The organism is Gordonia sp. HS-NH1 (assembly GCF_001418765.1).
Classification (GTDB): Bacteria; Actinomycetota; Actinomycetes; order Mycobacteriales; family Mycobacteriaceae; genus Gordonia.
In genome coordinates this window covers 1-21,421 of the sequence record NZ_LIYC01000018.1, presented here as the reverse complement: position 1 = coordinate 21,421, position 21,421 = coordinate 1, and the positions used below count along the sequence as shown (strand labels likewise).

The window sequence follows — 21,421 nt, the reverse complement described above, 5'->3', positions numbered from 1 at the left end:
TGGTTGCGCAGCGCGCCCGGCACCGGGAAGGTGTCGGGGCGGTCCGTAAGGTGCATGCATGGTTGCGCCGACTACCTCGACTGACGATCTGTATCTGCCGCTAGCGTTCTCGATGTACTCCACACCCGGTGCCTACGCGGTACTGGCCGGCGCCGGTGTGTCGATGGGAGCGAAGCTCCCCACCGCGTGGGACATCGTTGTCGATCTCGCACAACAACTTTGCCGACCAGACGACCCCGACCGGGCCGAGTTGCTGACGCCCACCAACGTCGAAGACTGGTACGTCGAGACCTACAACAAACCACTCACCTACAGCGGCATCCTCGAACAAGTCGCCGACACTCCCCACGAACGAGAGGCGGTGCTGCGGCGATTCTTCGAACCACACAGTGGCCCCGATGGCGCTGCGCAGCGCCACGCACCGTCAGCGGCACACCACGCGATCGCCGACATGATGGTGGCCGGAACTCTCCGCGTGGTCGTCACGATGAACTTCGACCACCTCTTCGAGGACGCGTTGAGCGAACGGCACATCGACCCCGTGATCGTGCGCACCGACAGCGATGCCGCCGGGCTGGCGCCACTGCACACCATCGATCACCTTGTTGTGCATTTGCACGGCGACTACCGCGACCCCGCCTCGATGCTCAACACCGGCACCGAACTCAGCGGCTACCAGCCGCACATGCAACAGCTGCTCGCTCAAATCGCCTCTTCGCACGGGCTGTTGATCGCGGGGTGGTCGGCGGAGCACGACCATGCACTGCGGGCGATCCTGGGTCGCGCGCACCGCCGCTTCTACACACCCGGGTGGATCAACCCCGGCCGACTCGGCCCCAAGGCTGACGAACTCGCGCGGCTCCTCGGTGCTCGCGTGTTGCATGACACCGCCGACGGCGCATTCGTACGCCTGTCTGACGCGGTGATCGCCATGCGCCGACGCGAAGCTCGTCATCCGCTCACGCCGACCGTCGCCGTCGATCGCATCAAACGCGACCTCACCAACCAGCACCCGGCCATCACCGCCCACGACACCCTCACGACCGAACTGGCGACCCTCGACACCACCCCGGCACTGGACATCAGCAACTACCATTCCGAGCTGATCCTAGGCACCTACCAGACCATCGTGGAACAGGTCGATGAACGCTGCCGAGTGTCAGCGGCCGCAATCGCGACGCTGACCTATTGGGGGAACGAAACCACCGACGGGTGGTGGCTCCCCGCAGTTGAACAATGGTCACGCAGCATCGACCGCGGCGGCTTCAACGATCTCCTAGACACGCCCCTTCTCGCTGGTGTGCGGTTGTTCTACGCAGCGGGCATCGCCGCGACCGCAGCCAAACGCTACGCCCTCCTCGCCGAACTCTTCGCGCTCCCGACGACCGCGACCGCGACGCATCGGCGGCGGGTGCCGGCTTGCGTGACTCTCGGATGGAACTCCGTTCACGCCAGGCTTGAGCCAGCATTTGTCGACGCCGCACGGGAACGGTTCGCGACACTGCTGAGCGAAGCACTCGCAGTGAGCGAAACCCGGTTCGACGTCCTGTGGCAGGAGTTCGAAACGCTTCGCGCTACCGGGCAAATCCTCACCCACCTGACTGACGACCACATCGCTTCGCTGCGCACGGCAGAGGTGCAATGGGAACACCTCTCGGACCAACCAGCTAGCGACGATAAGGCAGCAGCACACATGGAACTAGACCGGGAACGGGCGGCCATCGCACGGCTCGCGGGCGACACTTCCGATCGCTATCCGCACATCGAAGTGGTTGACGAGAGCAACGCAGAAGGCGACCGTTGGGTCTCTCCTGTAGCGCAGCGACTTAACGACAACCCCGACCGGCTCGTCCCTCTGCAATCGCTCGGCATCGACGTCCCAGGGAATAGAAAACCTCAGGCGTTGACGATCGCGCTCGCGGGTGCGCAGAAGTACTTCGGCCTTTGCGCGAATCAAGTGGTGAACACACAGATTGTCTGGCCGGGCATAGCGACTGTGCTGCCGCGCAGAATTTGGATTGACCGATCAAGGCCAGACGCAATGCACCTATAAACCGAGGTGACGCATCAGTGTTCGTACCCAGCGCCGGGCCGTCGGCCATGGCTGCTCGGAACGCCGAACGGCGGGCGGCGGTAGGTCGTTGGGGTAGCGCCCGCAGCCGGGGACTGCCGAGACATGCCGCGGCCAGCGATCCGGGCCGCGCGCTGCGCATCGGTCTCACGCTCGGCCGCGGCGGCTTGGGGTGGTGTGAGTGGTTCGGCGATCCTCGCGAACACCGGGACCATGGTGTCGGGTACGGGCTCGAACGCGCCGCGGTCGGGGTGGGAGAGCATGGCGGCGTTGACCCACTGTTGCGGTGTGACGCGGCCGTAGTCGAGTCGGTAGCCGGCATCGGCGGCGAGTTGGGACATGAACACCTTGGCCGCGCGGCCGTTGCCTTCTCGGTAGGGGTGGCTCATGTTGATCGAGGCGTAGACGGTGGCGGCCTCGACGGCGAACCCACCGTGGTCCAGGTCGGTCCAGTCGACGGCGGCGATGTGGTCGCGGGCGTGGTCGAGGTACCGGCCGATCTGGTTCGGCTCAGCAAACGGCAGGCCGTCTTTGCTCAACGGATAGGTGCGCGGAACGCCGGCCCACTCATAGATCGGGGAGAACAACGCGGCGTGGATGGCGTGCAAATGCTCGGCGTCGTAGGTGCGGGCGATCGGGATCTGCCCGTCAACGATCATCGCTTCGCGGTGCGCAGTGATCGTGTATTCGGCCGCGGCGAGCGCGTCGGGATCGGTGATGCCGAGTTTGTTGGCCAACACGGTGGTGCCAGGGATGAACGTGGCGTCCCAGTCCTCCTGTGCGGTCACTCAACCTCACCTTCCAGACACGCCGACGGCACCACCTCGACGAGGCGGTGCCGTCGTGAACAACTCCACAGTTTGTGCGCGGTCAGCCGAGGGCGTGTGCCGCTCGTGAGCCTGTCGCCATGGCGACGGCTTCGGCGATCACTTCGGCGTCGGTCAGTTCGCCGCGCGCCGACCGAGTGAGCAGGTCCACGTCGGCGCGTTGCGGGTCCCACCCCTCAAGGACGTTGTTGTCGATTGCCTGCACGACACCACGGACCTGGGTGTCGGTGAGACCGGCGAACAACTCCGGCCAGCGGGTGATCCATCGTGACTCGATCATCGCCGCACCTGCCTTTCCTGGATGTCTCGTCGTACTCAGTTTACCGATCATCGGCTCTCCCACGGTGGAGACGCTTCTCCCGACCTCGGGGTGCGTGATCAGAACAGCGCGATTTGGTCGCGGGCGGCGAGTTCGGCGGCACGCTGGTGGGCTTGGTCGGCGGCGCGTTTGACGGTGGCCTCGGGTAGGGCGAGGTCGTGGGCGATGTCGGCCCAGCTGCGGCCGTGCTCGCGCATGTCGGCGGCGAGGTCGCCGATTTCGCGGTCCTGGGCGTCGGGGTCGTCGTCAGTCATCACGGCGTGGTCTTTCCGTTCAGATGCGGGCGAGGGTGTCGCGGATGGCGAGCCACCGGGTTTCGGCGGCCTGCTGGTGTCCGGTGAGGGCCGTCCAGTGGCCCGCGAGTTCGGCGGTGGGGCGTTCGGCGGTCACGTGGGTCATGCGGGCCAGCAAGGCTCGGTAGCCGCGGCGGTACCAGCCGTCGATGAGGGCAGCGGCGAGGTGGGGTAGGTCGGCGCTGTCGGCGACGGGGCGGCCGTGCCGCGGGGAAGCGATCTCGAGCATGACGCTGCGAGTGCGGGTAGTCAGTCCTCGATCGGCAAACCGCGCATTGACCAGCACCGGTGTGGCGGGGCTACCTTCGTCGAGCAACGCAACGACGGTGTCGAACACGTCCTGGTGCACAGCACTGAGGAACATCACACTGCCGGCGGGAAGCACCGTGGTGGTGGTGCCGGCGTCGCGGTCGGCGCGCGACCCGATCAACGCTTCGACGACGTGGCGGGCTCGGGTCGGTGGTGCCCACAACAGTGCGGTGAGCATGTCCAGCTCCAGGGCGAGGGTGTTGTCGACCTCGGCGGTGTCGTCCCCGATGGTGCCGGTGAGGGTGAGGTCGTCTGCGGCGGTGACGGTTTCCAGTTCGGGCAGCGGTTCGATCGCGGTGGCCGGCGGCTGCGGCACATCGCAGGGTGTGACCTCGGGTTTGTCGGCCATGACGATCACCTGCTGTCTCCTCGTGCGTGTCGGTGGTTTAGGCGACGTCGCTGCGGACGCCGGTGAGGTCTTCGTACGCCCACTGTTCGCATTGGGCGGCCAGTTCGGCGAGGTCGGCGCCGTAGCGGGGGTCACCTTCGGCGTAGGCCCGTTCAGACTTGGCCCAATAGGCCACGGCACGCTGCGCGTAGTCAATGGAAGGCATGAGTCTCGGCCCCTTTCCCAGTCACGCGGCCGTAGAGGCTGGTGGAGTGTCGATATTCCTGTGTGCATTATCCCGCCACCTCCTTACTTCATTCTAGTAGTTATTATATTGGGATGCAACCATTTTCACGTATCAATTTCCTAATTACGTTGTCTTGTAACGATATTGCCCGTGGGGATTGGTGCCACTAACCGGGGGGGGTTCAAAGTGAGTCATTTCCCGATACCTGGCCGCATGTGCGTGCGGGCCGCAGGGCCAAGAAGCAGACGTCACGAGGTGCCGCGAAATAAGCGCAGCGCGTGGGGCCTCGTGACGGTCGTCTCTTGGCCCTGCGGGTGGCACGTAGAACAATCGGCCCATCAGGAACGACTGCCCAAACTGTCGGTTGCGTGTGACGCCCCGGCGGGATTGCGTACCGATGTCGCGGGTGTGCGAAGGCAGCGGGCAAATCATTTGCCGAACAACTGATCACGTGGATGTAGGTACTTTGCCGGCACAGGCGGTAGCAGAGCAATCGGCGTCGTCAATGCTCGAAACGAAACGAAACGAAACGGGCAGGTCCCTTCAATAATCGCTTGGATCCGATCGGCGGGTTCGTTGCGGGTGGACAGACCAGTCCGCGCGACGGCAGCGGTCTCCAGGTGACCGCTTGCTGTGAAAGGCCCAGGTGTGGTCGCTGGGCTCGATTGTTCGGTTTCTCGGGCGTGGCCGGTTGTCGACGTGGCGTGGCCTCGTGGCGCGGCGATTCAGCGCGCCCAGATCTTCTGTATTACCGGGTCGTTGATCGGGCGGCGGCCGTGTGGGCACTGGTGGTTGGGAGTCGTGATGAGCGTGTGGCCCGGTAGTCGGGTTTCCATGTCAGGAGCAGGGCCAGTGCGAGGAGTATTTCGGCGATGTCGCCCCAGTAGTACATGAGGGTTCCGCCGGCCCGGAGTTCGCCGGATGGGGCGTCGACGTGAACAAACAGCCCGGCGTAGAGAAGTTGGGCTATGGCGGCGTGGCCGGCGATGGCGATACCGAGGATGACGAGCCGGGCACGCACTGTCGGTCTGTCCGGGCCGGGGTCTGGTCCGGCGATCATCCACGCGAACAGGTATCCGGCAACGAAGAAGTGCAGGTGGATTGCCGTATGAAGGATCTCGTGGCGCTCGGAGAGCGCGAACAGCGGAGTGAAGTACAGCGCCGCTAGTCCTCCCAGGTTCGCCAGGAGGAGAAGAGGTGCCCAGGTGAGCAGACGTGCTGGTCTCGAGCGCATGAGGTGTACCAGCGATCGCCCTACGTGCGGGGGTGTTGAGCGCAAGGTGAGGGTCAGCGGTGCCCCGAGCATCATGGCCAGCGGTGCGAACATCCCGATGAGCAGGTGCCCGAGCATGTGATCGCTGAAGGTCGGCGAGTCGGAGGGTTGCAGTGCTGCGCCGAGCACTGCGATACCGGCGACGAAGCTGGTCGTGCGCCAGTGGTTCCATCCTGCGGGTTCGCGTCCTCGTAGGTAGGCCGCTATCAGGTAGGCGGCGGCGACGCCGGCCAGGAGCACCCATCCGATGATCGTCTCCAGGGGCACGCTGTGCGCCGCGGAGTCGCCGTGCGCTGTCGTCATCGTGGTGGTGCGGTGGAGGTGTCTGGGTCGTTGAGGGCGGGGGTCAAGGGGCGGGCTGTGCGTTGCAGCGCCCACCCGCCGAGCACGAGGAGCGCTCCGAAGATGAGGAAGCCGATGTCCCAGAGTGCTTGGTGTTCACCGCTGCGCACGTGGTGGATCCCGAGGATGTGGTGGTCGATGATGCCTTCGACCAGGTTGAACAGGCCCCACCCGACGAGTACCCATCCCCATAGGGCCCTCGAGGTCCAGAGGCGGCGACGGTGCGTGGTGACCCGTGAGTACAAAAGCGCCAGTCCGATGAGCACGGCGAGCCAGGTGAAGGTGTGAAAGAGCCCGTCCCACAGGGTGTTGATCTCGAGGCCGTGGACGGTGTTGTTGGGGTAGTAGTCCACGCCGATGCGGTCGTCGTTGGTGCTGGTCAGCATGTGGTGCCACTGCAGGATCTGATGGAGCAAGATGCCGTCGACGAATCCGCCGAGACCTACCCCGAGCACGATGCCCGGCACTGCCAGCGATCGGGCTGTGTCGTGCGTGCCCTGCCTGTTCAGACGAGTGTTCATGAGATCAACCCCCACATTGGTCGGTACTTACACAGCGCCTACCCCGCCCCGCGGTGTGGTAACCCTGGTGGCCGCGCGGGCCCACCGGTGCGTGCGCTGATCCGGCTGGGGTGGCTCAGTGGGCAGGAAAGGTCGGTGGTCCGCTGTGCGGGCGTTGAAGTTGGGCGAAGGCGTCGGTGGCTGCCACGGTGACCAGGGCGTCGAACAGTTTGTCGCCCTCGGCTGGTGCGGGGATGGCGGTCAGTACCGGTCCTAGAAAGCAGTGTCCGTCGATGCAGATGATCGGGCTGCCGCCTGTGTCGCCGAGGTTGTCTTGGCTCTCCTGGTGTGCCACGCGTACAGAACTGTCGTAGGTGGGGTCGTCGATGCTGGTCGCCATGCTCGGGTCCAGGCCGCTGTCGGTGAGAGCGGCGGCAACCATCACGGTGGTCACCGGTTCATCCTGGTGGTGCACGCGCTGACCTAATGCTGTGTAGAGCGGTCCCAACGCTGCGTCGCCGACGTGATCATGCGCGGAGGCCAGGACGCGTCCCAGTTTGCGGGAGACATCCATGTGGTGACGCTGCGGCTCGGGGACATCTGTTCCTTCGTTGAGCACGGCCAAACTCATTTGGCGCCACTCGATGTCGACATCGCGGTGTGCGGTGGCGCCGACAAGCCACCGGGAGGCAGCCCACGCGAAAGGGCAGGCAGGGTCGAAGTAGAACCGAACGGCGGTCATAGATCCTCCTAGGGATGGGACAAGATGGGCTATTTGCTGGCTACTTGGAGGCCGCGGCTTCGAGTGAGGCGATTGCGGCGGTGAGTTTGACGGTGGCATCGTCGGCGATCGGGGTGAGCTCGGGCTCCCCGGAAACCTCGACCATGAGGTTGGGGTTCATCGCTTCGACGATCGAGTTCGAGGGATCTTCGGGGTCGGTGCGCACGACGACGTTGCAGGGCAGCAGCAACCCGATCTGGCGATCCACCCCGAGTGCGCGGTGGGCCAACGCTGGATTGCACGCGCCGAGGATCAGGTAGTTTTCCATGTCTTCGTCGAGTTTCGCTTTGAGGGTGTCGGTGACGTTGATTTCGGTGAGGACACCAAATCCCTGGTCGGCCAGAGCATCTCGAACTGATGAGACAGCTTGGTCGAAGGGAAGATTCAGAACGGTCGAAATAGCGAGAGCCATAACGAGTTTTCCTTTTCAGTGGTGGTGTACTTCGCGGGCAGCCATTGTCTATGGTGCCTGGTCGATCGTCGGTCAGTGCGAGAACTTGATGGAGGGCAGAACTCGGCGCAGCCACGCCGGGGACCACCATGCGGCCCGGCCGGTCAGGCGCAGCAACGCCGGTAGCAGCATCAATCGGATCAGAACCGCATCCAGCAGCACCGCCACACCCAGGATGATCCCCATCTCTTTGGGTGGCAACGGGTCAGCAAGGGCGAAGGTGAAGAACACTGCGACCATCACCGCTGCGGCGGCGAAGATAATTCGTCCCGAATGGGCCATGCCGTCGATCTGCGCGCGGTCGGGGTCACCGGTGCGTTCGTAGTGTTCTTTGGCGGTGGCCAGCAGGAAGACGGTGTAGTCCATCGCGATGGCGAAGATCATGGCGAAGAAGAACACCGGCCCCCAGCCGTCGAGGAAACCTTGCGGGGTAAATCCCAGGACCCCCGACAGGTGGCCGTCCTGGAAGATCAGCTTTGCCACCCCGAATGCTGCTGCTGTCGACAACAGGCTCACCAGGGTGCCGATCACCGCTATCAGCGGTGCTTGCAGTGCAAGCAACAGCAGCACGAACCCCAGGACCAAGATGATGCCGACGATCAGCGGGAAGTAGTCGTTGAGGGCCTGTTGCAGATCGAGGTTCTCCGTCGGAGCGCCGCCGACCAGAACATCTGCGGGCAAGGCGGTACGCAGGTCATCAACGACGGTGGCCATGCGGGCATCGGAGGGGTCCACCGACGGCAGTGCTTGCACCATCACATAATCGGTGCCGTCGCCGGCCGGTTGCGGCGGGGTGACCATGTTGATGCCGGGAGTTTGCGCAGCTGTGGTGGCCGCCTGTTGCGCCTGGGCAGCAGGCGCGATGATCTGCAGCATGCCGGGAGCACCTTCACCCATCTGCTGCTGGACCAGTTCATAGCCCTGCCGCACCGGCGCATCTTCGGGCACCACCGAGATCGAGGGCATGGCTACCTTGAGTCCGATCACTGGAAGGGCCAGCGCTACCAGCACGATCAGCGAGCCGACCGCAAACGGCCACGGATGGTCGTGCAGGGCCTTTCCCCACCGTTCGAACAGCGGCGAACGATGCTGCTGGCGTTTGGCATACGGGAGCGATGCCGCGTTGACCTTCGGGCCCAGAGCGCCCAGGGTGGCCGGAAGCAATGTCAACGTGGCCGCCAGGACGAACGTCACCGCAAGCATGATGCCCACCGCCATCGTCCGCACCGCAGGTGCCGGCACCAACAAGACCGCCGACAAACTCACCAACACCGTGATCCCGGACAGAACCACCGCTTTGCCTGCGGTGTCCATGGTCTCAGCGACCGCACCCGACCTGGTGCTGTGGTTGTTCAGGGCGTCACGAAAACGGGAGACGATGAACAGCGCGTAGTCGATCCCCAGGGCGAGGGCGAACATCATCGCAAAATTCATCGCCCACACCGATATCGGAGTGACCTGATTGAGAAGGACCAGGCCACCGGCTGAGGCCACCAACCCTGCGATGGTCAGCAACAGGGGCAACCCGGCGGCCACCAGCGAACCGAATGCCAGCACCATGATGGCCAGGGTGACCGGCCAGGAGAACAGTTCAGCCTTGATCATCGCGTCGTGGTTGGCCTTGTTGAAATCGCTCCACAGCGCCGACGCACCCGTCGGATACACCTGCACATCATCACCCGAGAGTCCGGTGAGCTGTCCCTTGACATCGTCGACCGCCCGGACCATGTCGTCGGTGTTCGCATTCGCACCCGCGATCAGGATGGCTGTGTGCTGATCCGGGCTGATCGTCATCCCCGGCTGTGGGGCCAGCACCTCACCGAACCGGGAGTCACCGTCGAACACCGCCGCCGCGGCCGCAATCGTTTCCTGCATCGCCGGGCCGTCGACGGTGTCGCGGTCTGAATGGATGACGACCTGCACCGCCGCCGACGAGTTCCCGCCGAAGTGCTGCTGCGCCAGCTCACGGACCTGCACCGACTCCGAGCCATTCGCCTGCCACCCGGCCCCGGCTAACGAGGAAAACACCGACGGCGCGATGGCCCCCAAACCGATCAGCACCAGCAGCCAGACCCCGAAGACCACGCGCGACCGGCCGGCCATCGACGCACCCCAGCGGCCCAGAACTCCGACAGTGGTCGTGGTCGATCTGGTGTCGGTCATCGCAGTAGCGCTCCTTTCACTGTGGTATACCCCCATGGGTATCGATCTATGTCTCGAGACGATACCCCCTAGGGTATTTATGTCAACCGTGTAGCGTTCGTGGCTTGATACCCCAGGGGGTACCCTCGGGTAGATTGATTCAAACAGGAAGGGGCGCATCCAGTGGCCGGAGATGAAGAAGCGATGACTGCGGTGCTCAACAGGCTGCGCCGGGCGCAAGGCCAATTAGCTGGCGTGATCACGATGATCGAGGCTGGCCGCGACTGCAAAGATGTCGTGACCCAGCTCGCCGCCGTGTCTCGAGCGCTCGATCGTGCCGGGTTCAAAATTGTCGCCTCGGGAATGCGCCAGTGCATCAACGGCGCCGACGAGGGGCAGGCCCCGCTCACCGAGGCCGAACTGGAAAAATTGTTCTTGGCGCTGGCATAACTTCGCTGTCGCCTTGACTGGTGTTCCGGGTGTCTCTTTGGTCCAGAAGACGGCACGTAGAACAATTAGCCCATCAGAAGCTACGCACGATGTGGGGGGTGCAGCGGAGAGACACCTTGCCGTTCTACCAGTGTCCGCGAAACCGGCCCTAAGAGACGAAATGGTGCGAGCAGAAACCCAGTACAGCGGGCAATGCCGTTAGTGCGGCCCTGACCGATGGCTCTGACCATCTGCTGGACGACGGTCTCTTATCAATTCTTCGGTGCTGGCGGTGCGTACTCGGCGAGCTGGGTGGTGAGTTCGCGCGCGTAGGCCAGTTGTTTGGTGAGTTTGGCGCATGCCTGTTCGGCCCGTGTGTGGCAGTCCGCCAGATAGGTCGCCGCGGCGGTCTGTTGCGTCTTGGTGGAGGTGGGTTCCGCGATGGTCTCGAGCGCTTGAAGGAGTTCGCGCATCTCCTCGAGGGTGAAGCCTAGGGGTTTCATCCGGCGGATCGCCAGGAGCCGCTCGATGTCACTGGTGGTGTAGAGGCGAAACCCCCCGGCCGAACGTGCTGAGGGGGTCACCAAACCGACTTCGTCGTAGTGGCGAATGGTTTTGACCGACAACTCGGTTCGTGTGGCGACCTCCCCGATCTGCAGGTGGCCATCGTCGATGTCGGTGCTCACGTGGTGCTGCCCTTTCCCGATACCGCTAGTGCGAGCCGGTGAGTTGTCCGCTCAGCTGCTGGTGTCGCTGCGCGCTGTTGTCGTTCATACCAGTGATGGTGACCGTCTTGCCTTTGGCGGCGTACTTGGTGGTGATCGCGTCGAGGGAGGCGACGGTCGAGGCATCCCAGATGTGCGAGCGGCTCATGTCGATGACGATGTTGTCCGGGTCGCCGGCGTAGTCGAACTGGTAGACCAGGTCGTTGCTGGAGGCGAAGAACAACTCCCCTTCTACGGCGTAGACGCGGGTGTGATCGTCGGGGTGGGCGATGTCGGTGACGGTGGTCAGGTGTGCGACGCGGCGGGCGAACAGGACCATAGCCGCGATGACGCCGACGGCCACACCGTAGGCCAGGTTGTGGGTAAGGACGGTGACCAGGACGGTCAGGGCCATGACCGTGGTCTCGCTCTTGGGCATGTGCCGCAACGTGCGTGGGGTGATGCTGTGCCAGTCCATGGTGCCGACCGCCACCATGATCATGACGGCCACCAGAGCGGCCATGGGGATCTTGGCGACGATATCGCCCAGTCCGACAACAAGAATCAGCAGGAACACGCCGGAGAGGAACGTGGAGATGCGGGTGCGTGCGCCGGAGACCTTGACGTTGATCATGGTCTGGCCGATCATGGCGCAGCCGCCTAGGCCGCCGAAGAAGCCGGTGACGACGTTGGCCACCCCTTGTCCGGTGGCTTCGCGGGTTTTGTTGGAGTGGGTGTCGGTGATGTCGTCGACGAACTTGGCGGTCATCAGTGATTCGAGGAGTCCGACGATCGCCATGGTGAAGGCGTACGGGGCGATGATGGTCAGGGTGTCCAGGGTCATCGGGACATCCGGGATCAGGAAGGTGGGCAGGCTCGAGGGCAGGTCGCCCTCGTCGCCCACATTGGGCACGGTGAACCCGAACGTCAGTGTGGCGGCCGTCAATAGCACGATCGCCACGAGCGGGGCCGGGACGATGGTGGAGAGTTTGGGGAGCAGCACCATGATGGCGATACCGATGGCGACCAGCGGGTACACCAGCCAGGGCACGTCGATGAGGTGCGTGAGCTGGGAGATGAAAATCAAGATGGCCAGGGCGTTGACGAAGCCGACCATGACGCTGCGGGGGATGAATCGCATCAGTCGCGCGACTCCCAGGCCGCCCAGGAGGAGTTGGAAGATGCCGGCGAGAATCACCGCAGCGATCAGGTAATCCAGGCCGTGGCTCTCGACCAGCGGGGCGACGACCAGAGCGACCGCGCCGGTGGCTGCGGAGATCATGGCGCGGCGCCCGCCGACGATGGCGATCGTGACGGCCATGGTGAAGGACGCAAAGAGGCCGACCCGTGGATCTACCCCGGCGATGATAGAAAACGAGATGGCTTCGGGGATCAAGGCCAAGGCCACCACGAGGCCGGCGAGTACCTCGGTGCGCAGACGGCGGGGCGAGCGCAGCGCGGCGAGCACCGAGTGCTCGTCGGCCACAGACTTCGATAAGGACGTGGGTAGAGAGACCACCACCGGCTCCGTTCTCACGCCGCGCGGTATGCAATGGCGGCGATAGATGTCTTGGGCACACGCGTCGTTGCGTGCAAAGGACTGTCAGAAAGCCGAATGCGCTTCTGGCGACAAGCGCTCAGTGCGCACTGCCCGACTTCGATTCATGACTCTACCCTTACCGGAGGGTAGAGTTGCAACCGGCCTGTTCTAGTGTGATCGAGCGCCCTGGTGCCTGGCTCAGGTTTCTAGGCGCCCGTGCTCGCGAACATGTGGTCTGCGGTCCGTGTCGTGGCTGTGGAGGTAGGCGGTGTAGTCGCGCCCGGCGAGTGCGGCCCAACCGGTGGTGGTGGTGGCGCTCAGCCCCAGTTGGGTGGCGATGACGGCGGCCGGTAGATCAGCGCCCAGGACGAGCATGGCATGGTTGCGGCTAATGCGGCTGGGAACGTCTGCGGCGGTGAGCTTTCGGCTCAGAGTGGCTAGATGCAGCGGATGGTGCGCCCGGCTTCCGGGAAAGAGGTAATGGCCGCGGCCGTCTCTGGTGAGGGCGTTCGGGTTGGCTGACACCGTCTCGGCGAGCTGATCGATGAGGTCGGCGAGGCGATCGGGCAGTTCCACAGGGTGGCGCGCCACGGTGATGTAGCGGCGGGCCTTTCGGCTCGTCAGCGACGAGGTGGTCAGATTCTGTAGCTGGGATAATCGCGCGCCGTAGAGCAGGACAAGCAACCCAGCCACGCGAATGGACAGATCAGCCGACGTGTCCCCCGACAGTAGGGCCGCGATCGCTCGCTGGTGATCGTTTTCGTCGCCGGTCTGCGACGGAGGCGGGTTGATATAACGGCTGACCGACAGGTTGTTAGCCAGCCCGCGGTAGGTGAGCCAACCGATGAAACCGGCAATGTTGTTGGTGCGCTGGTGCCGGCCGCCGGTCCAGGCGTCCAGCATCGGCTGCGTGAGATCGTCTATTGTACAACCAGATTCATCGAGGTGTACTAGCAGCAGGACGGCGGTGCGGATCCGGCTACGCGCGTTGTCGGCGGCAGCGTGGGTAAATCGTCGGCGACGGGATCTGCGGCGGGCACGGCGCAAGATGGCCCAGTGTCCATAGGGCCCGATCAGAGAGCTCTGATGGGGCGGCAGAGCAGCAGCGGTTTCGGTTATCCACGTCTCGAGCCGTTCTAGTGGTTCATCGCGCACCGGCAGGAGTCGGGCATCGACGAGCAACTCACGCAGGTGGTGCCGTCCCCACGACGGAGGGCACTGGTCCAGTGTCCGGTGGCTCAAGGGTTCGTCGATCAACGCCAGACGGGTGAGCAGTGCCGAGGTGGTGGGTTTGCTCAGCCACCGCAGCGTCGAGTGCGGTTGGCCCCGATCCGCTAGATAGTTGGGCAGCGGCTCAAGGCCCACTGGTACCGATCCGTGGGGACCGGTCAGCAGTTCACGGGTGAGCCGGATGATCGAACATCGGTGACACGTCTGGGCAAAATGGTGCGGTCCCGCATGACCGCAGACGCTACACACGTAGCCGACCTCCGACCCAGCGCACGGGCCACATATCGGCTGCCCGGCAGCATTTCTCCCGATCAGCGCACGATCGTCACTGCATTGCGCGCACCGCCCTGGGTGGTACAGGGTTGTCCGGTAGCACCGCTGGCAGACCGGGCCCAGCGGCCACTGAGTGTGGACTGGGCGCGACTGCGCGCAGATTCCACATACCTTCGCCGGGGTGCTCGCGCAGCGATGGCACAGATCCACGGTGCCAGCGCGGGCCCGGATCGCGATCGGTGCGGGGGTCCCACACTGTCCGCACCGGCGCGAGGGGGCGGTGTAGCAGCGTTGGCACAGCTCACCTACCTCATTGGTGGCTTTGATGTGGTCGGCGCGGCCGCATCCGGCACAGCGCCGTTTGGGCCGTGAACAATGCACACACAACGGCTCACCCGCGGCGGTCCGCGTGGACGGCAGCTTCTGTTTGCCGCAGCTGCTGCACTTCTCGTGGCGGCGGGCGTTGTAGCAGCGGCGGCACAGCCCGCCCTCGGGAGTCCGTTTGACCCGGGCGGCTATCCGCCCGCAGTCAGAGCATGGGTATTTCGGAGGTACAGCGACGCTCATGATTCGGTATGGGGACGCCGGATCGTGGTGCGACGCGCCGCGATAGGGGTGACACCTGCATCACGACCGGCAGTCTTCTTCACTGCGGCGTCGATGATGCGGGGTTCAATCAGATCGTTAGGGGTGCAGTCGAGGATGTCGCACAGGGCTACCAGGGTGTGCATGCTCAGTCGCTGCGGCTGACCGGTCACCAGCCGGTACACCTGTTCGCGTGACAACGTGATGCCGCGGTCGGCCAGGTGTGGTTGCAGGTCGGTCGTGGAAAACATCCCCTGCTCAGCCATCTTGGTACGCAAGTGCCAGAGGTAGTCGATCTGTTTCATGGAGTGGTCCTGTCGTCGAAGTGGTGCCCATAGCGGGCATGGATCGATTGCATGAGCAGGCCGTTGCGGTATTCGTTGCTGACTCCGACGTACACCGCGGTGGTCGAGGAGAATGCATGCCCGACCTGCTCTTGGATGAACCGTTCGGGGTAGTCGAACTCGACGAGATGGGTGACATAAGAGTGGCGTAGCGAATGCAAGTCCAGCGCGGGATCGAGGCCGGCGGCATCGCGGGCAGCAGCAAATGCGGCATTGATGGCGCGTACGCCCAGGCGGCTGCCGCGCTCGGTCAGAAACAGAGCCGGGTGCTTGTTGTGGTCGAACTCGCAACGGATCTCGGTGAGGTAGTGATCCAGGATCTCGACGATCCAGCTCATCTCCGGGACCGTGAGCACAGTTCGCCGCTTCGGTGGCCCACCACGGGAGGCCTTGCCGGACCGCACGGTCACCGCACCGAACCGCCCGAACGCGGGGAACTTGGAGTTTCGGCGCAGATCAACAACATCGGACCGCGAAACCTCATTGCGACGCATTCCGTAGGCGTAGCAGTACTTCAGCGCAACCGCGTCCCGCAGCGCGGGTAGCGCACCCTTGCGGCGGCGGGCCCGGATCTGAGCCACCCGACCGTCAGCAGCATCAAACAACGCCTGGGTCTCGTCGTAGGTCATCGGCCGCCGGCCCTCATCGCCCTCGTACTCACCCACGTGAATGATGGAGTTGTCTTCATGGAAGACCTGCAACGGCGCCCGACCAAACCGGCTGGTGCACTCAGAGATCCATCCGTACCGAGGGTCGATCAGATAGGAGCAGAACAGACCGATCTCGACCTCGTAGCCGCGGACCGTCGAAAACCGCAGAGGAGTAGCCCCCGAACGCAAGTCACTGACCCACGCCTCGCCCTCCTCAGGAGTCCACTGCCACGGATACAACCCGGTATACTCAGCAAAGCGCTGGACCAACCGGACCCGCGGCCTGATCGTCGCCTCGCGCAAGAACCGTGCCCGCTGTTGCTGAGCCCAACCCTGCACCATCGCCTCGAACACCGACCGTTCAGGATCAAGCTCTACAACATTTGATGCCAGCACCTTTCGCGCACCGGCTACATCTTCACCCGTCACACCACCGTTGTATCAGATGCATCATTGATGCACACAAGGTAGGCGGCTCTACCGGCACATTCACGGACACATTCGTTAACATCCGGCGGGAAAGCCAGCTAGAAGGCCAATCCCGTCACCCCGCCAATGATGCATCCGATGACAATAAATCCTGTTGGGCGAGTGCTTTGATGCGGTCGGGACGGAATCCTGACCAGTGGTCGTCGCCGGCGACCACGACGGGGGCTTGCAGGTAGCCCAGGCTCATCACGTAGTCACGCGCGGTGTCGTCGGTGCTGATGTCGACCACCTGGTAGGTCAGGCCCTGCTTGTCGAGGGCTTTGTAGGTGGCGTTGCACTGCACGCACGCGGGCTTGGTGTAGACGGTGATCGTGGTGTTCTCGTTCATGATGTCGGCCCTTCTCTGGTGTCGTCGCGAGTGCTGGTCTGTGCGTCTATTGTACCGCGTATTACGTTGCTGCACAACGATTTACGCTGTTCACAGTCTGTTTTCAGGGTGTCTGGTGGTGGTGCTTTTCCTGATATCTGCCGCCCATACGCCCGGCCGGGGGGTGTCAATGGAGTGCAGGGAAGAAGTCGCCGCGATATAAGCGGCGCCGAGCGGGAGCGAGGCAGAGCGCGTGGCGAGTTGTTACCGAAATGGATTTGACGCGGTCCGGTTGGGCGCCATGACAATTCGGCAGGCCAGGCAAAGCCCCGGAAGGTGAGTGGAACGAGCGACGGGCCCCCGCCGGAAATGGCTGATGCTGTGAGGTTTTCGGACGTGACTCGCGGATGGCTGGTTGCGGGGCGCACTGGTGGGCGGTGGGCGCGTAGCGCCCTGCGGTGCTTCGGGTTCGATGCCCGAAGCACCGGACTCGCCCCGCCTGCGCGGGGTGGGTCCGGGCTGGCTCGTCAGGCCGTGGCGGCGTCTTCGGCGGTGTCGGTGGTCTCGCTCTGGGGGCGGTGGCCCTGAATCTCGGGGTAGGGCACGGTGTGGCGGATCATGCGGCCGCCGAACGGTGCTGGCGTTTCGACGCTGACGGTCTTTTTGTTAGTGCGCAGCACGGGCGTCCATCCTTGGTGACGGACCTTGACCAGGTCACCGGCGGTGATGGTGTCGGGGCTGTAGTCGCCGGCGGTGCCGTCGGCGATCTGGGCGTCGCGGATGCCCTGCCAGTAGGTGATGTTCGCGGCGCGTTCGGCCATGCGGGCGATGAGGCGTTCGCGGTACTCGCCGGTTGCGGCCGTGGTTTCCTCGGTGTGCTTCATCCCTCGGGCGTCGGTGAACAGGGTTCGGGTGTGCCCATCGAGGGCGCGTTGATCGGCGCGCTGCTCGGTTTCGAGTTTCTGGATCCGGTTGGCGACGGTGACCGGGCTGTTGCGTAGTGCGGTGGTGCGGGCGGCGGATTCGGCGCGCTGGGCGGCGTGGTCGGCTTCTCGGTCGGCGGCTACGGCTTCGGTGAGGGCGTTGTGGGCGCGGTCGATCGCGCGGCGGTGCCGGCCTTCGCTGTGGTGTCCGACCTTGATCGGCTCGCCGCCCGGGGGGAGTGCGGCCGTTGCCCGTTGTTCGGCGGTCCATGCGGCCTCGGCGTCGGCGGCGCGGCGGGCGGCTTTGTTCTCGAGTGCGGCGACCCGGTCGGCTTGGCGGTTGGCGCGGTCGGTTTCGGCCTGGGCGGGGTCGCGGTGGGTGCGGTCGATCTCGACGGTGACGGTGTGGCCGGCTTCGGTGAGGGCGCGGGCGGCGCGGTTGATCTTGTACTCGTTGGGTTGGCGGTCTCGGCTGGACTGGATCCCCATCATGCCCAGGGAGCGGAACCAGCGAAACCCGTTCGCGCGCAGTATTTCGTAGGTGCCATCGCCTCGGATCATGCCGTCGGCGAGGGTGCCGTCGGCGGCGGTGTGGGTGATGTCGATCGTGGTCATGATGTGCCTTCCCGGCCGGTGTGGTGGAGGGGTGAGGGGTGGGTTAGTGGGCGTGGTTGGGGCGGTGTCGGTCGATGTCGGGCCAGCGGCCTGGGGTCAGTCCCTCGGTGAGGTCGCCGGGTTGGCTGGCGGCGGTGGCGGCGCGGGCGAAGATCTCCCACAGCTGGGGGCCGGGGTGGTGGTGGTCGGCGCGGGCGTGGGCGATGACGGCCTGCTGCCAGCTCATCCAGGCGCCGGCGGGCCCGTGTAGCGCCGGGGTGAGGTGGCGGTTGCTGGTGGCGGCGGCGCGTCGTGCTGCGGCGCACACCTCGGGGTAGGTCCTGGTGAGGGTGCGTTCCCGGCGCGGGTAGTGCTCGGTGAGGGTGTCGAGGGTCCAGGCGAGTAGGTCGACGTCGAGGAGCATGCGGTGACCGGTGCGGCGGCGGGTGTCGGCGGCGAGGTTCGCGGCGGTCCAGAGGAAGCCGGCTCGGGTGGCGGCGTAGTCGGCGGGCACGACGGCGGGGCTGTAGGTGTCGGGTGTGGTGAGGGTGGCGGTCATGGGTCGGGTCCTTCCCGGGTGGTGGGTGTGGCGGGTTGTGGAGCTGCGGGCGCTCACCGCAGCAGGTGGTCGTGGACTTTCACCTGTCGGGGAGCGTCGATGCCGTCCAGGGCGGGCAGGGTCGCGGTGCGGTGTCCGGCGGCGTGGCGGCCGGTGAGGGTGAAACCGTGCTGGCCTGGGGTGACGGGAGAGAGGTACCAGCTGGTACCGGATGGGTTGCCGAGCAGGCCGGGCACGTACTCAGTGCGCGAGGTGCCGGTGTCGGCGTTGATGGTGGTCAGCTCGGTTGCCCACGTCACCGACACGAGCGCGAACAGCGGGCCGTCGTGGTCGGTGACCGGCTCGCCGGTGCCGGTGGTGAGCGGTTCGACCGGGGTGCCGGGGTCGGGGTGCCCGGGGAGGCGTCGACGCGGCCAACGACGTGGGCAATGGTGCCGTCGTTGAGGGTTGCGGGGATGGTGCTCAGTGCGGCGCGGCTGGTGGTCATGTTGTGCTCCTTCGGGTTTGGGGGTATCGGTTGATCAGTGGTGGGTGTGCAGGGCGCGGCTGGCGGCGGCGCGGTCCTGGCGGTTGGCCTGGCGCTTGGCGGCGCGGATGGTGTGGCGGTTCTGGTGTGCGCGGCTGGCGCGGGTAAAGACGTCGCGCTGGGTGCCGTTGCGGGTCTGGCGTGCCATCGTGGGTTCCTCCTGCGGCCGGGTGGTTTGTGTGACACCTGCCATCTCGTTGCCGGCGGGAGGTCGGTGCAAGGGTGTTCACAGCGAAAAAGTCATCCGGGGCGCAGCCCTGCAAACCCGTAGGGCGGATTAGTTTTTCGCGGCCCTTGTCGCCGGGCCGACCAGAGGTACGAGAATGGAAGGGGGCAACAAACCCCCGTTCGTGTGCGGCGCAGCCGCGCACAGGTATCGAGTCCGGCCGGCAGGCCGGTCGATCTAGTGCGCCGGGCGCAGCTCGGCCAACAGGGCTGTTCGGCGTAGCCGTTCCGCTGTGGTGGCCGTTACCGTGGTGGGTATGTCTTCTGTGGAGCGCGCGTTGGCTGATCTGTGGGTGCCGCTGGTGTCTGAGGTGGCAGCGGTCGCCGAGGGGCGGGCGGTGTCGGGTCCTGACGCGCCGCGCACTGATCTGTGGTGGCGGGAGGCGATGCCGCCGGGGGTGGAGGCTCAGATTCTCTGACCTGAGCCTCCGACCCACCGCGCTACACGTCGTCGGGGGTGGGGAAGTGTCCGCCGAACAGTTCGTCGACGGTCTCGGCGGCGGGGATCATGCCGACCAGGCGGTGGGGGTGCGTCCCGGCCTGTAGCGACTGGTTGAGCAGCTTCGCGAGGTTCGGCAGGGCGTCGGTTTCGGCGATGTGGTCGAAGATGATTCCGGCCATTGCGCCGTTTCCGCCGATGTAGTGGCAGGCGGCGGCGAGGGTGAGTACGTTCGCCCGGTCGCGGCCTCGGAGCGGGCGGGACAGTTCGGTGAATACGGCGGCGGCGGAGCGCGGGTTGTAGGCGGCGGTGCGCAGGAATGCGTCTCGGTAGACCGGGTGGTTGCCGATCATGGCGGCGACCTGGGCGGACAATTCGCGCGGGACCTCGGTGGGCCAGTGCACCATGGCTGAGACGACGGCCTTGGCGGCAAGGTCGGGTTGCAGCTCGACGCCGTGGGTGGTGATGGGGTCGGTGGTGGCCAGGGTGTCGCGCGCGGCGTCGCGGGTCGCGGTGATGGGTGCCCCTGCGGCCACTCGGGCGGCGCTGGCGAAGCTGTCGCGGTAGTCGTCGCTGACGCCGAACTCCCCGGCGATCAGGTCGTGGTAGACGGCGGGCTGGTCACAGCGGGCGATGAGGATACGGTGGTCGGTCTCGATGCCGTGGCGAACGAGGGTGTCGCTCATCGTGCCGGCCGCTGCGTCTGCAACCTCGAGGTTTTCGGAGATCGCGACGACGGAGGCGGAGGGGATGTTGTTGGTGCGCAGAGCTTCGGCGATGATTTCGGCAGCGTCGGCGGTCTCGGCAATGTCGTGGCGGCAGGTGACAGCCAGCTCGGCGCCGATGACGACGATCGACTCGGCGGGGACGAATCCGAGCAGGCCGGGGATCGCTGCGATGAGGGCTTCGGTGGTGAGTGTGCGGTGCATGGTCGCTCCTTTGAGTGTGCGGGATCGCTTTGCTACCGGAGGACTCTGGCTGGAGGTCACCGACACCAAGGAGGAAAGCGTGATTGTTTTCGGGGCGCTCGCGCCCTGTGAACCGCTTGCGGCGAAAAGAATCTCGCGCCTTGGTGGCGGGGGCTGGAAGCCATAGGCTCGGAGGTGCAAAGCGATCCGGGACCACGCTTTTCACAGCGCGGCGTAGCCGCTTCCGATCAGGTGTCGGCGTAGCCGGCAGTCTCGTGCCGTACTGCCGTACTGCCAGCAGTCAGGCTCGACGTAACCACACCGGACGCAACCCCGCAGTCGGGGATCTCAATGCGGGAACGCAAGTGCGCTCCCGGGTATCGGAGGGCCTTGTCCCGTTGAATCGATGTATGTCAATATTGACGGGTGTCGAATAAGAACTTGCTTCTCTTGCCAGGCCGCGGCCTGAGTGGTGACGAGACCGGAGCGGTTACCCCGCTGCTGAAGGCGCTCGCGGATCCGGTTCGGCTGCGGTTGCTGTCGGAGGTCGCCGCGCATCCGGGAGGTGAGGCGTGCGTGTGCGACATCTCCGGGCCGTTCGAGCTGTCGCAGCCGACGATCTCGCATCATCTCAAGGTGCTGCGTCAGGCGGGTCTGGTGACGAGCGAACGCCGCGCGACCTGGGTGTACTACCGTGTGAACACCGAAGCACTGCAACAACTGTCGGTCCTGCTGGGCGATCTCGCCATGGTTGTGGGGGAAACTCGTTCGTGCGAGGCCGACCAGTGACCACCACCGACACCGCGGTCGCGG

Annotated in this window: 26 protein-coding genes; 4 read left to right on the top strand and 22 right to left on the bottom strand. The window is 65.1% G+C overall.

The genetic code is table 11. The features are described from left to right. The first annotated feature begins 58 nt into the window (after window positions 1-58). Window positions 59-2,053, top strand: coding sequence for an SIR2 family NAD-dependent protein deacylase (locus tag AMD30_RS13765; RefSeq protein ID WP_084817260.1), 1,995 nt, complete (start codon window positions 59-61; stop codon window positions 2,051-2,053). 14 nt (window positions 2,054-2,067) lie between these two features. Here AMD30_RS13765 and AMD30_RS13760 read toward each other — a convergent pair whose 3' ends face one another. From AMD30_RS13760 to AMD30_RS13720, 10 genes are all read right to left on the bottom strand, one after another. After that, window positions 2,068-2,859, bottom strand: coding sequence for a Fic/DOC family protein (locus tag AMD30_RS13760; RefSeq protein ID WP_084817259.1), 792 nt, complete (start codon window positions 2,857-2,859; stop codon window positions 2,068-2,070). 82 nt (window positions 2,860-2,941) lie between these two features. Then, window positions 2,942-3,178, bottom strand: coding sequence for a hypothetical protein (locus tag AMD30_RS13755; RefSeq protein WP_055475992.1), 237 nt, complete (start codon window positions 3,176-3,178; stop codon window positions 2,942-2,944). Between the two features lie 98 nt (window positions 3,179-3,276). Beyond that, window positions 3,277-3,471 carry a hypothetical protein gene (locus AMD30_RS13750; protein ID WP_055475991.1) on the bottom strand — a complete coding sequence of 65 codons (195 nt, stop codon included), beginning with the start codon at window positions 3,469-3,471 and terminating at the stop codon, window positions 3,277-3,279. Between the two features lie 19 nt (window positions 3,472-3,490). Further along, entirely contained in the window at window positions 3,491-4,177 is a 687-nt protein-coding gene (locus AMD30_RS13745) for a hypothetical protein (RefSeq protein WP_055475990.1), read from the bottom strand. Window positions 4,178-4,205: 28 nt separating this feature from the next. After that, the gene (locus AMD30_RS25270; RefSeq protein WP_164905325.1) at window positions 4,206-4,373 is read right to left on the bottom strand and encodes a hypothetical protein; all 168 of its coding nucleotides are present in this window, start codon (window positions 4,371-4,373) and stop codon (window positions 4,206-4,208) included. A 769-nt stretch (window positions 4,374-5,142) separates the two neighbouring features. Continuing rightward, complete coding sequence (locus AMD30_RS13740; protein ID WP_055475989.1) at window positions 5,143-5,970, bottom strand: cytochrome c oxidase assembly protein; 828 nt, start codon at window positions 5,968-5,970, stop codon at window positions 5,143-5,145. After that, window positions 5,967-6,530 carry a DUF2243 domain-containing protein gene (locus AMD30_RS13735; protein ID WP_055475988.1) on the bottom strand — a complete coding sequence of 188 codons (564 nt, stop codon included), beginning with the start codon at window positions 6,528-6,530 and terminating at the stop codon, window positions 5,967-5,969. The genes AMD30_RS13740 and AMD30_RS13735 overlap by 4 nt, the downstream gene beginning before the upstream one ends. A gap of 115 nt (window positions 6,531-6,645) precedes the next feature. After that, window positions 6,646-7,251 (bottom strand): DsbA family protein, encoded by a 606-nt coding sequence (locus AMD30_RS13730; RefSeq protein WP_055475987.1) that lies wholly within the window; start codon window positions 7,249-7,251, stop codon window positions 6,646-6,648. 40 nt (window positions 7,252-7,291) lie between these two features. Next, window positions 7,292-7,702 (bottom strand): DUF302 domain-containing protein, encoded by a 411-nt coding sequence (locus AMD30_RS13725; RefSeq protein WP_055475986.1) that lies wholly within the window; start codon window positions 7,700-7,702, stop codon window positions 7,292-7,294. Between the two features lie 72 nt (window positions 7,703-7,774). Next, window positions 7,775-9,904 carry an MMPL family transporter gene (locus tag AMD30_RS13720; protein WP_055475985.1) on the bottom strand — a complete coding sequence of 710 codons (2,130 nt, stop codon included), beginning with the start codon at window positions 9,902-9,904 and terminating at the stop codon, window positions 7,775-7,777. Window positions 9,905-10,066: 162 nt separating this feature from the next. On the opposite strand from AMD30_RS13720, the gene AMD30_RS13715 reads away from it, so the two are divergent. Continuing rightward, window positions 10,067-10,333, top strand: coding sequence for a metal-sensitive transcriptional regulator (locus AMD30_RS13715; protein ID WP_055475984.1), 267 nt, complete (start codon window positions 10,067-10,069; stop codon window positions 10,331-10,333). A gap of 251 nt (window positions 10,334-10,584) precedes the next feature. Here the strand turns inward: AMD30_RS13715 and AMD30_RS13710 are convergent, their stop codons facing one another. The 11 genes from AMD30_RS13710 to AMD30_RS25265 form a co-directional block, all read right to left on the bottom strand. Next, a complete protein-coding gene (locus AMD30_RS13710) occupies window positions 10,585-10,998 on the bottom strand; it encodes a MerR family transcriptional regulator (protein WP_055475983.1) in 414 nt (137 codons plus the stop codon). A 25-nt stretch (window positions 10,999-11,023) separates the two neighbouring features. Further along, a complete protein-coding gene (locus AMD30_RS13705; RefSeq protein ID WP_156354242.1) occupies window positions 11,024-12,502 on the bottom strand; it encodes a SulP family inorganic anion transporter in 1,479 nt (492 codons plus the stop codon). A 252-nt stretch (window positions 12,503-12,754) separates the two neighbouring features. Beyond that, on the bottom strand, window positions 12,755-13,921 hold the full coding sequence (locus AMD30_RS25020) for a hypothetical protein (protein WP_156354240.1): 1,167 nt from the start codon (window positions 13,919-13,921) through the stop codon (window positions 12,755-12,757). Between the two features lie 701 nt (window positions 13,922-14,622). Beyond that, window positions 14,623-14,949 carry a helix-turn-helix domain-containing protein gene (locus tag AMD30_RS13695; protein ID WP_055475981.1) on the bottom strand — a complete coding sequence of 109 codons (327 nt, stop codon included), beginning with the start codon at window positions 14,947-14,949 and terminating at the stop codon, window positions 14,623-14,625. Then, window positions 14,946-16,034, bottom strand: a complete 1,089-nt coding sequence (locus AMD30_RS13690) for a tyrosine-type recombinase/integrase (protein WP_197282784.1) — start codon at window positions 16,032-16,034, stop codon at window positions 14,946-14,948. Before AMD30_RS13690 ends, AMD30_RS13695 begins: the two co-directional genes overlap by 4 nt. Before the next feature lie 148 nt (window positions 16,035-16,182). Beyond that, window positions 16,183-16,455 carry a redoxin NrdH gene (locus AMD30_RS13685; protein WP_055475980.1) on the bottom strand — a complete coding sequence of 91 codons (273 nt, stop codon included), beginning with the start codon at window positions 16,453-16,455 and terminating at the stop codon, window positions 16,183-16,185. A 506-nt stretch (window positions 16,456-16,961) separates the two neighbouring features. Then, window positions 16,962-17,972 carry a DUF3560 domain-containing protein gene (locus tag AMD30_RS13680; protein ID WP_055475979.1) on the bottom strand — a complete coding sequence of 337 codons (1,011 nt, stop codon included), beginning with the start codon at window positions 17,970-17,972 and terminating at the stop codon, window positions 16,962-16,964. Window positions 17,973-18,015: 43 nt separating this feature from the next. Then, on the bottom strand, window positions 18,016-18,510 hold the full coding sequence (locus AMD30_RS13675; RefSeq protein ID WP_055475978.1) for a hypothetical protein: 495 nt from the start codon (window positions 18,508-18,510) through the stop codon (window positions 18,016-18,018). Window positions 18,511-18,563: 53 nt separating this feature from the next. Beyond that, window positions 18,564-18,809 carry a hypothetical protein gene (locus AMD30_RS25455; RefSeq protein WP_231632719.1) on the bottom strand — a complete coding sequence of 82 codons (246 nt, stop codon included), beginning with the start codon at window positions 18,807-18,809 and terminating at the stop codon, window positions 18,564-18,566. Further along, complete coding sequence (locus AMD30_RS25450; protein ID WP_231632718.1) at window positions 18,806-18,997, bottom strand: hypothetical protein; 192 nt, start codon at window positions 18,995-18,997, stop codon at window positions 18,806-18,808. Before AMD30_RS25450 ends, AMD30_RS25455 begins: the two co-directional genes overlap by 4 nt. A gap of 34 nt (window positions 18,998-19,031) precedes the next feature. Continuing rightward, a complete protein-coding gene (locus AMD30_RS25265) occupies window positions 19,032-19,184 on the bottom strand; it encodes a hypothetical protein (RefSeq protein WP_197282780.1) in 153 nt (50 codons plus the stop codon). 334 nt (window positions 19,185-19,518) lie between these two features. Here AMD30_RS25265 and AMD30_RS13660 point away from each other — a divergent pair, with 334 nt between their 5' ends. Beyond that, window positions 19,519-19,680, top strand: a complete 162-nt coding sequence (locus AMD30_RS13660) for a hypothetical protein (protein ID WP_156354238.1) — start codon at window positions 19,519-19,521, stop codon at window positions 19,678-19,680. A 22-nt stretch (window positions 19,681-19,702) separates the two neighbouring features. Here AMD30_RS13660 and AMD30_RS13655 read toward each other — a convergent pair whose 3' ends face one another. Beyond that, window positions 19,703-20,629 carry a DUF4192 family protein gene (locus AMD30_RS13655; RefSeq protein ID WP_055475975.1) on the bottom strand — a complete coding sequence of 309 codons (927 nt, stop codon included), beginning with the start codon at window positions 20,627-20,629 and terminating at the stop codon, window positions 19,703-19,705. 405 nt (window positions 20,630-21,034) lie between these two features. On the opposite strand from AMD30_RS13655, the gene AMD30_RS13650 reads away from it, so the two are divergent. Then, window positions 21,035-21,397 carry an ArsR/SmtB family transcription factor gene (locus AMD30_RS13650; RefSeq protein ID WP_020173050.1) on the top strand — a complete coding sequence of 121 codons (363 nt, stop codon included), beginning with the start codon at window positions 21,035-21,037 and terminating at the stop codon, window positions 21,395-21,397. The last annotated feature ends 24 nt before the right edge of the window (window positions 21,398-21,421 follow it).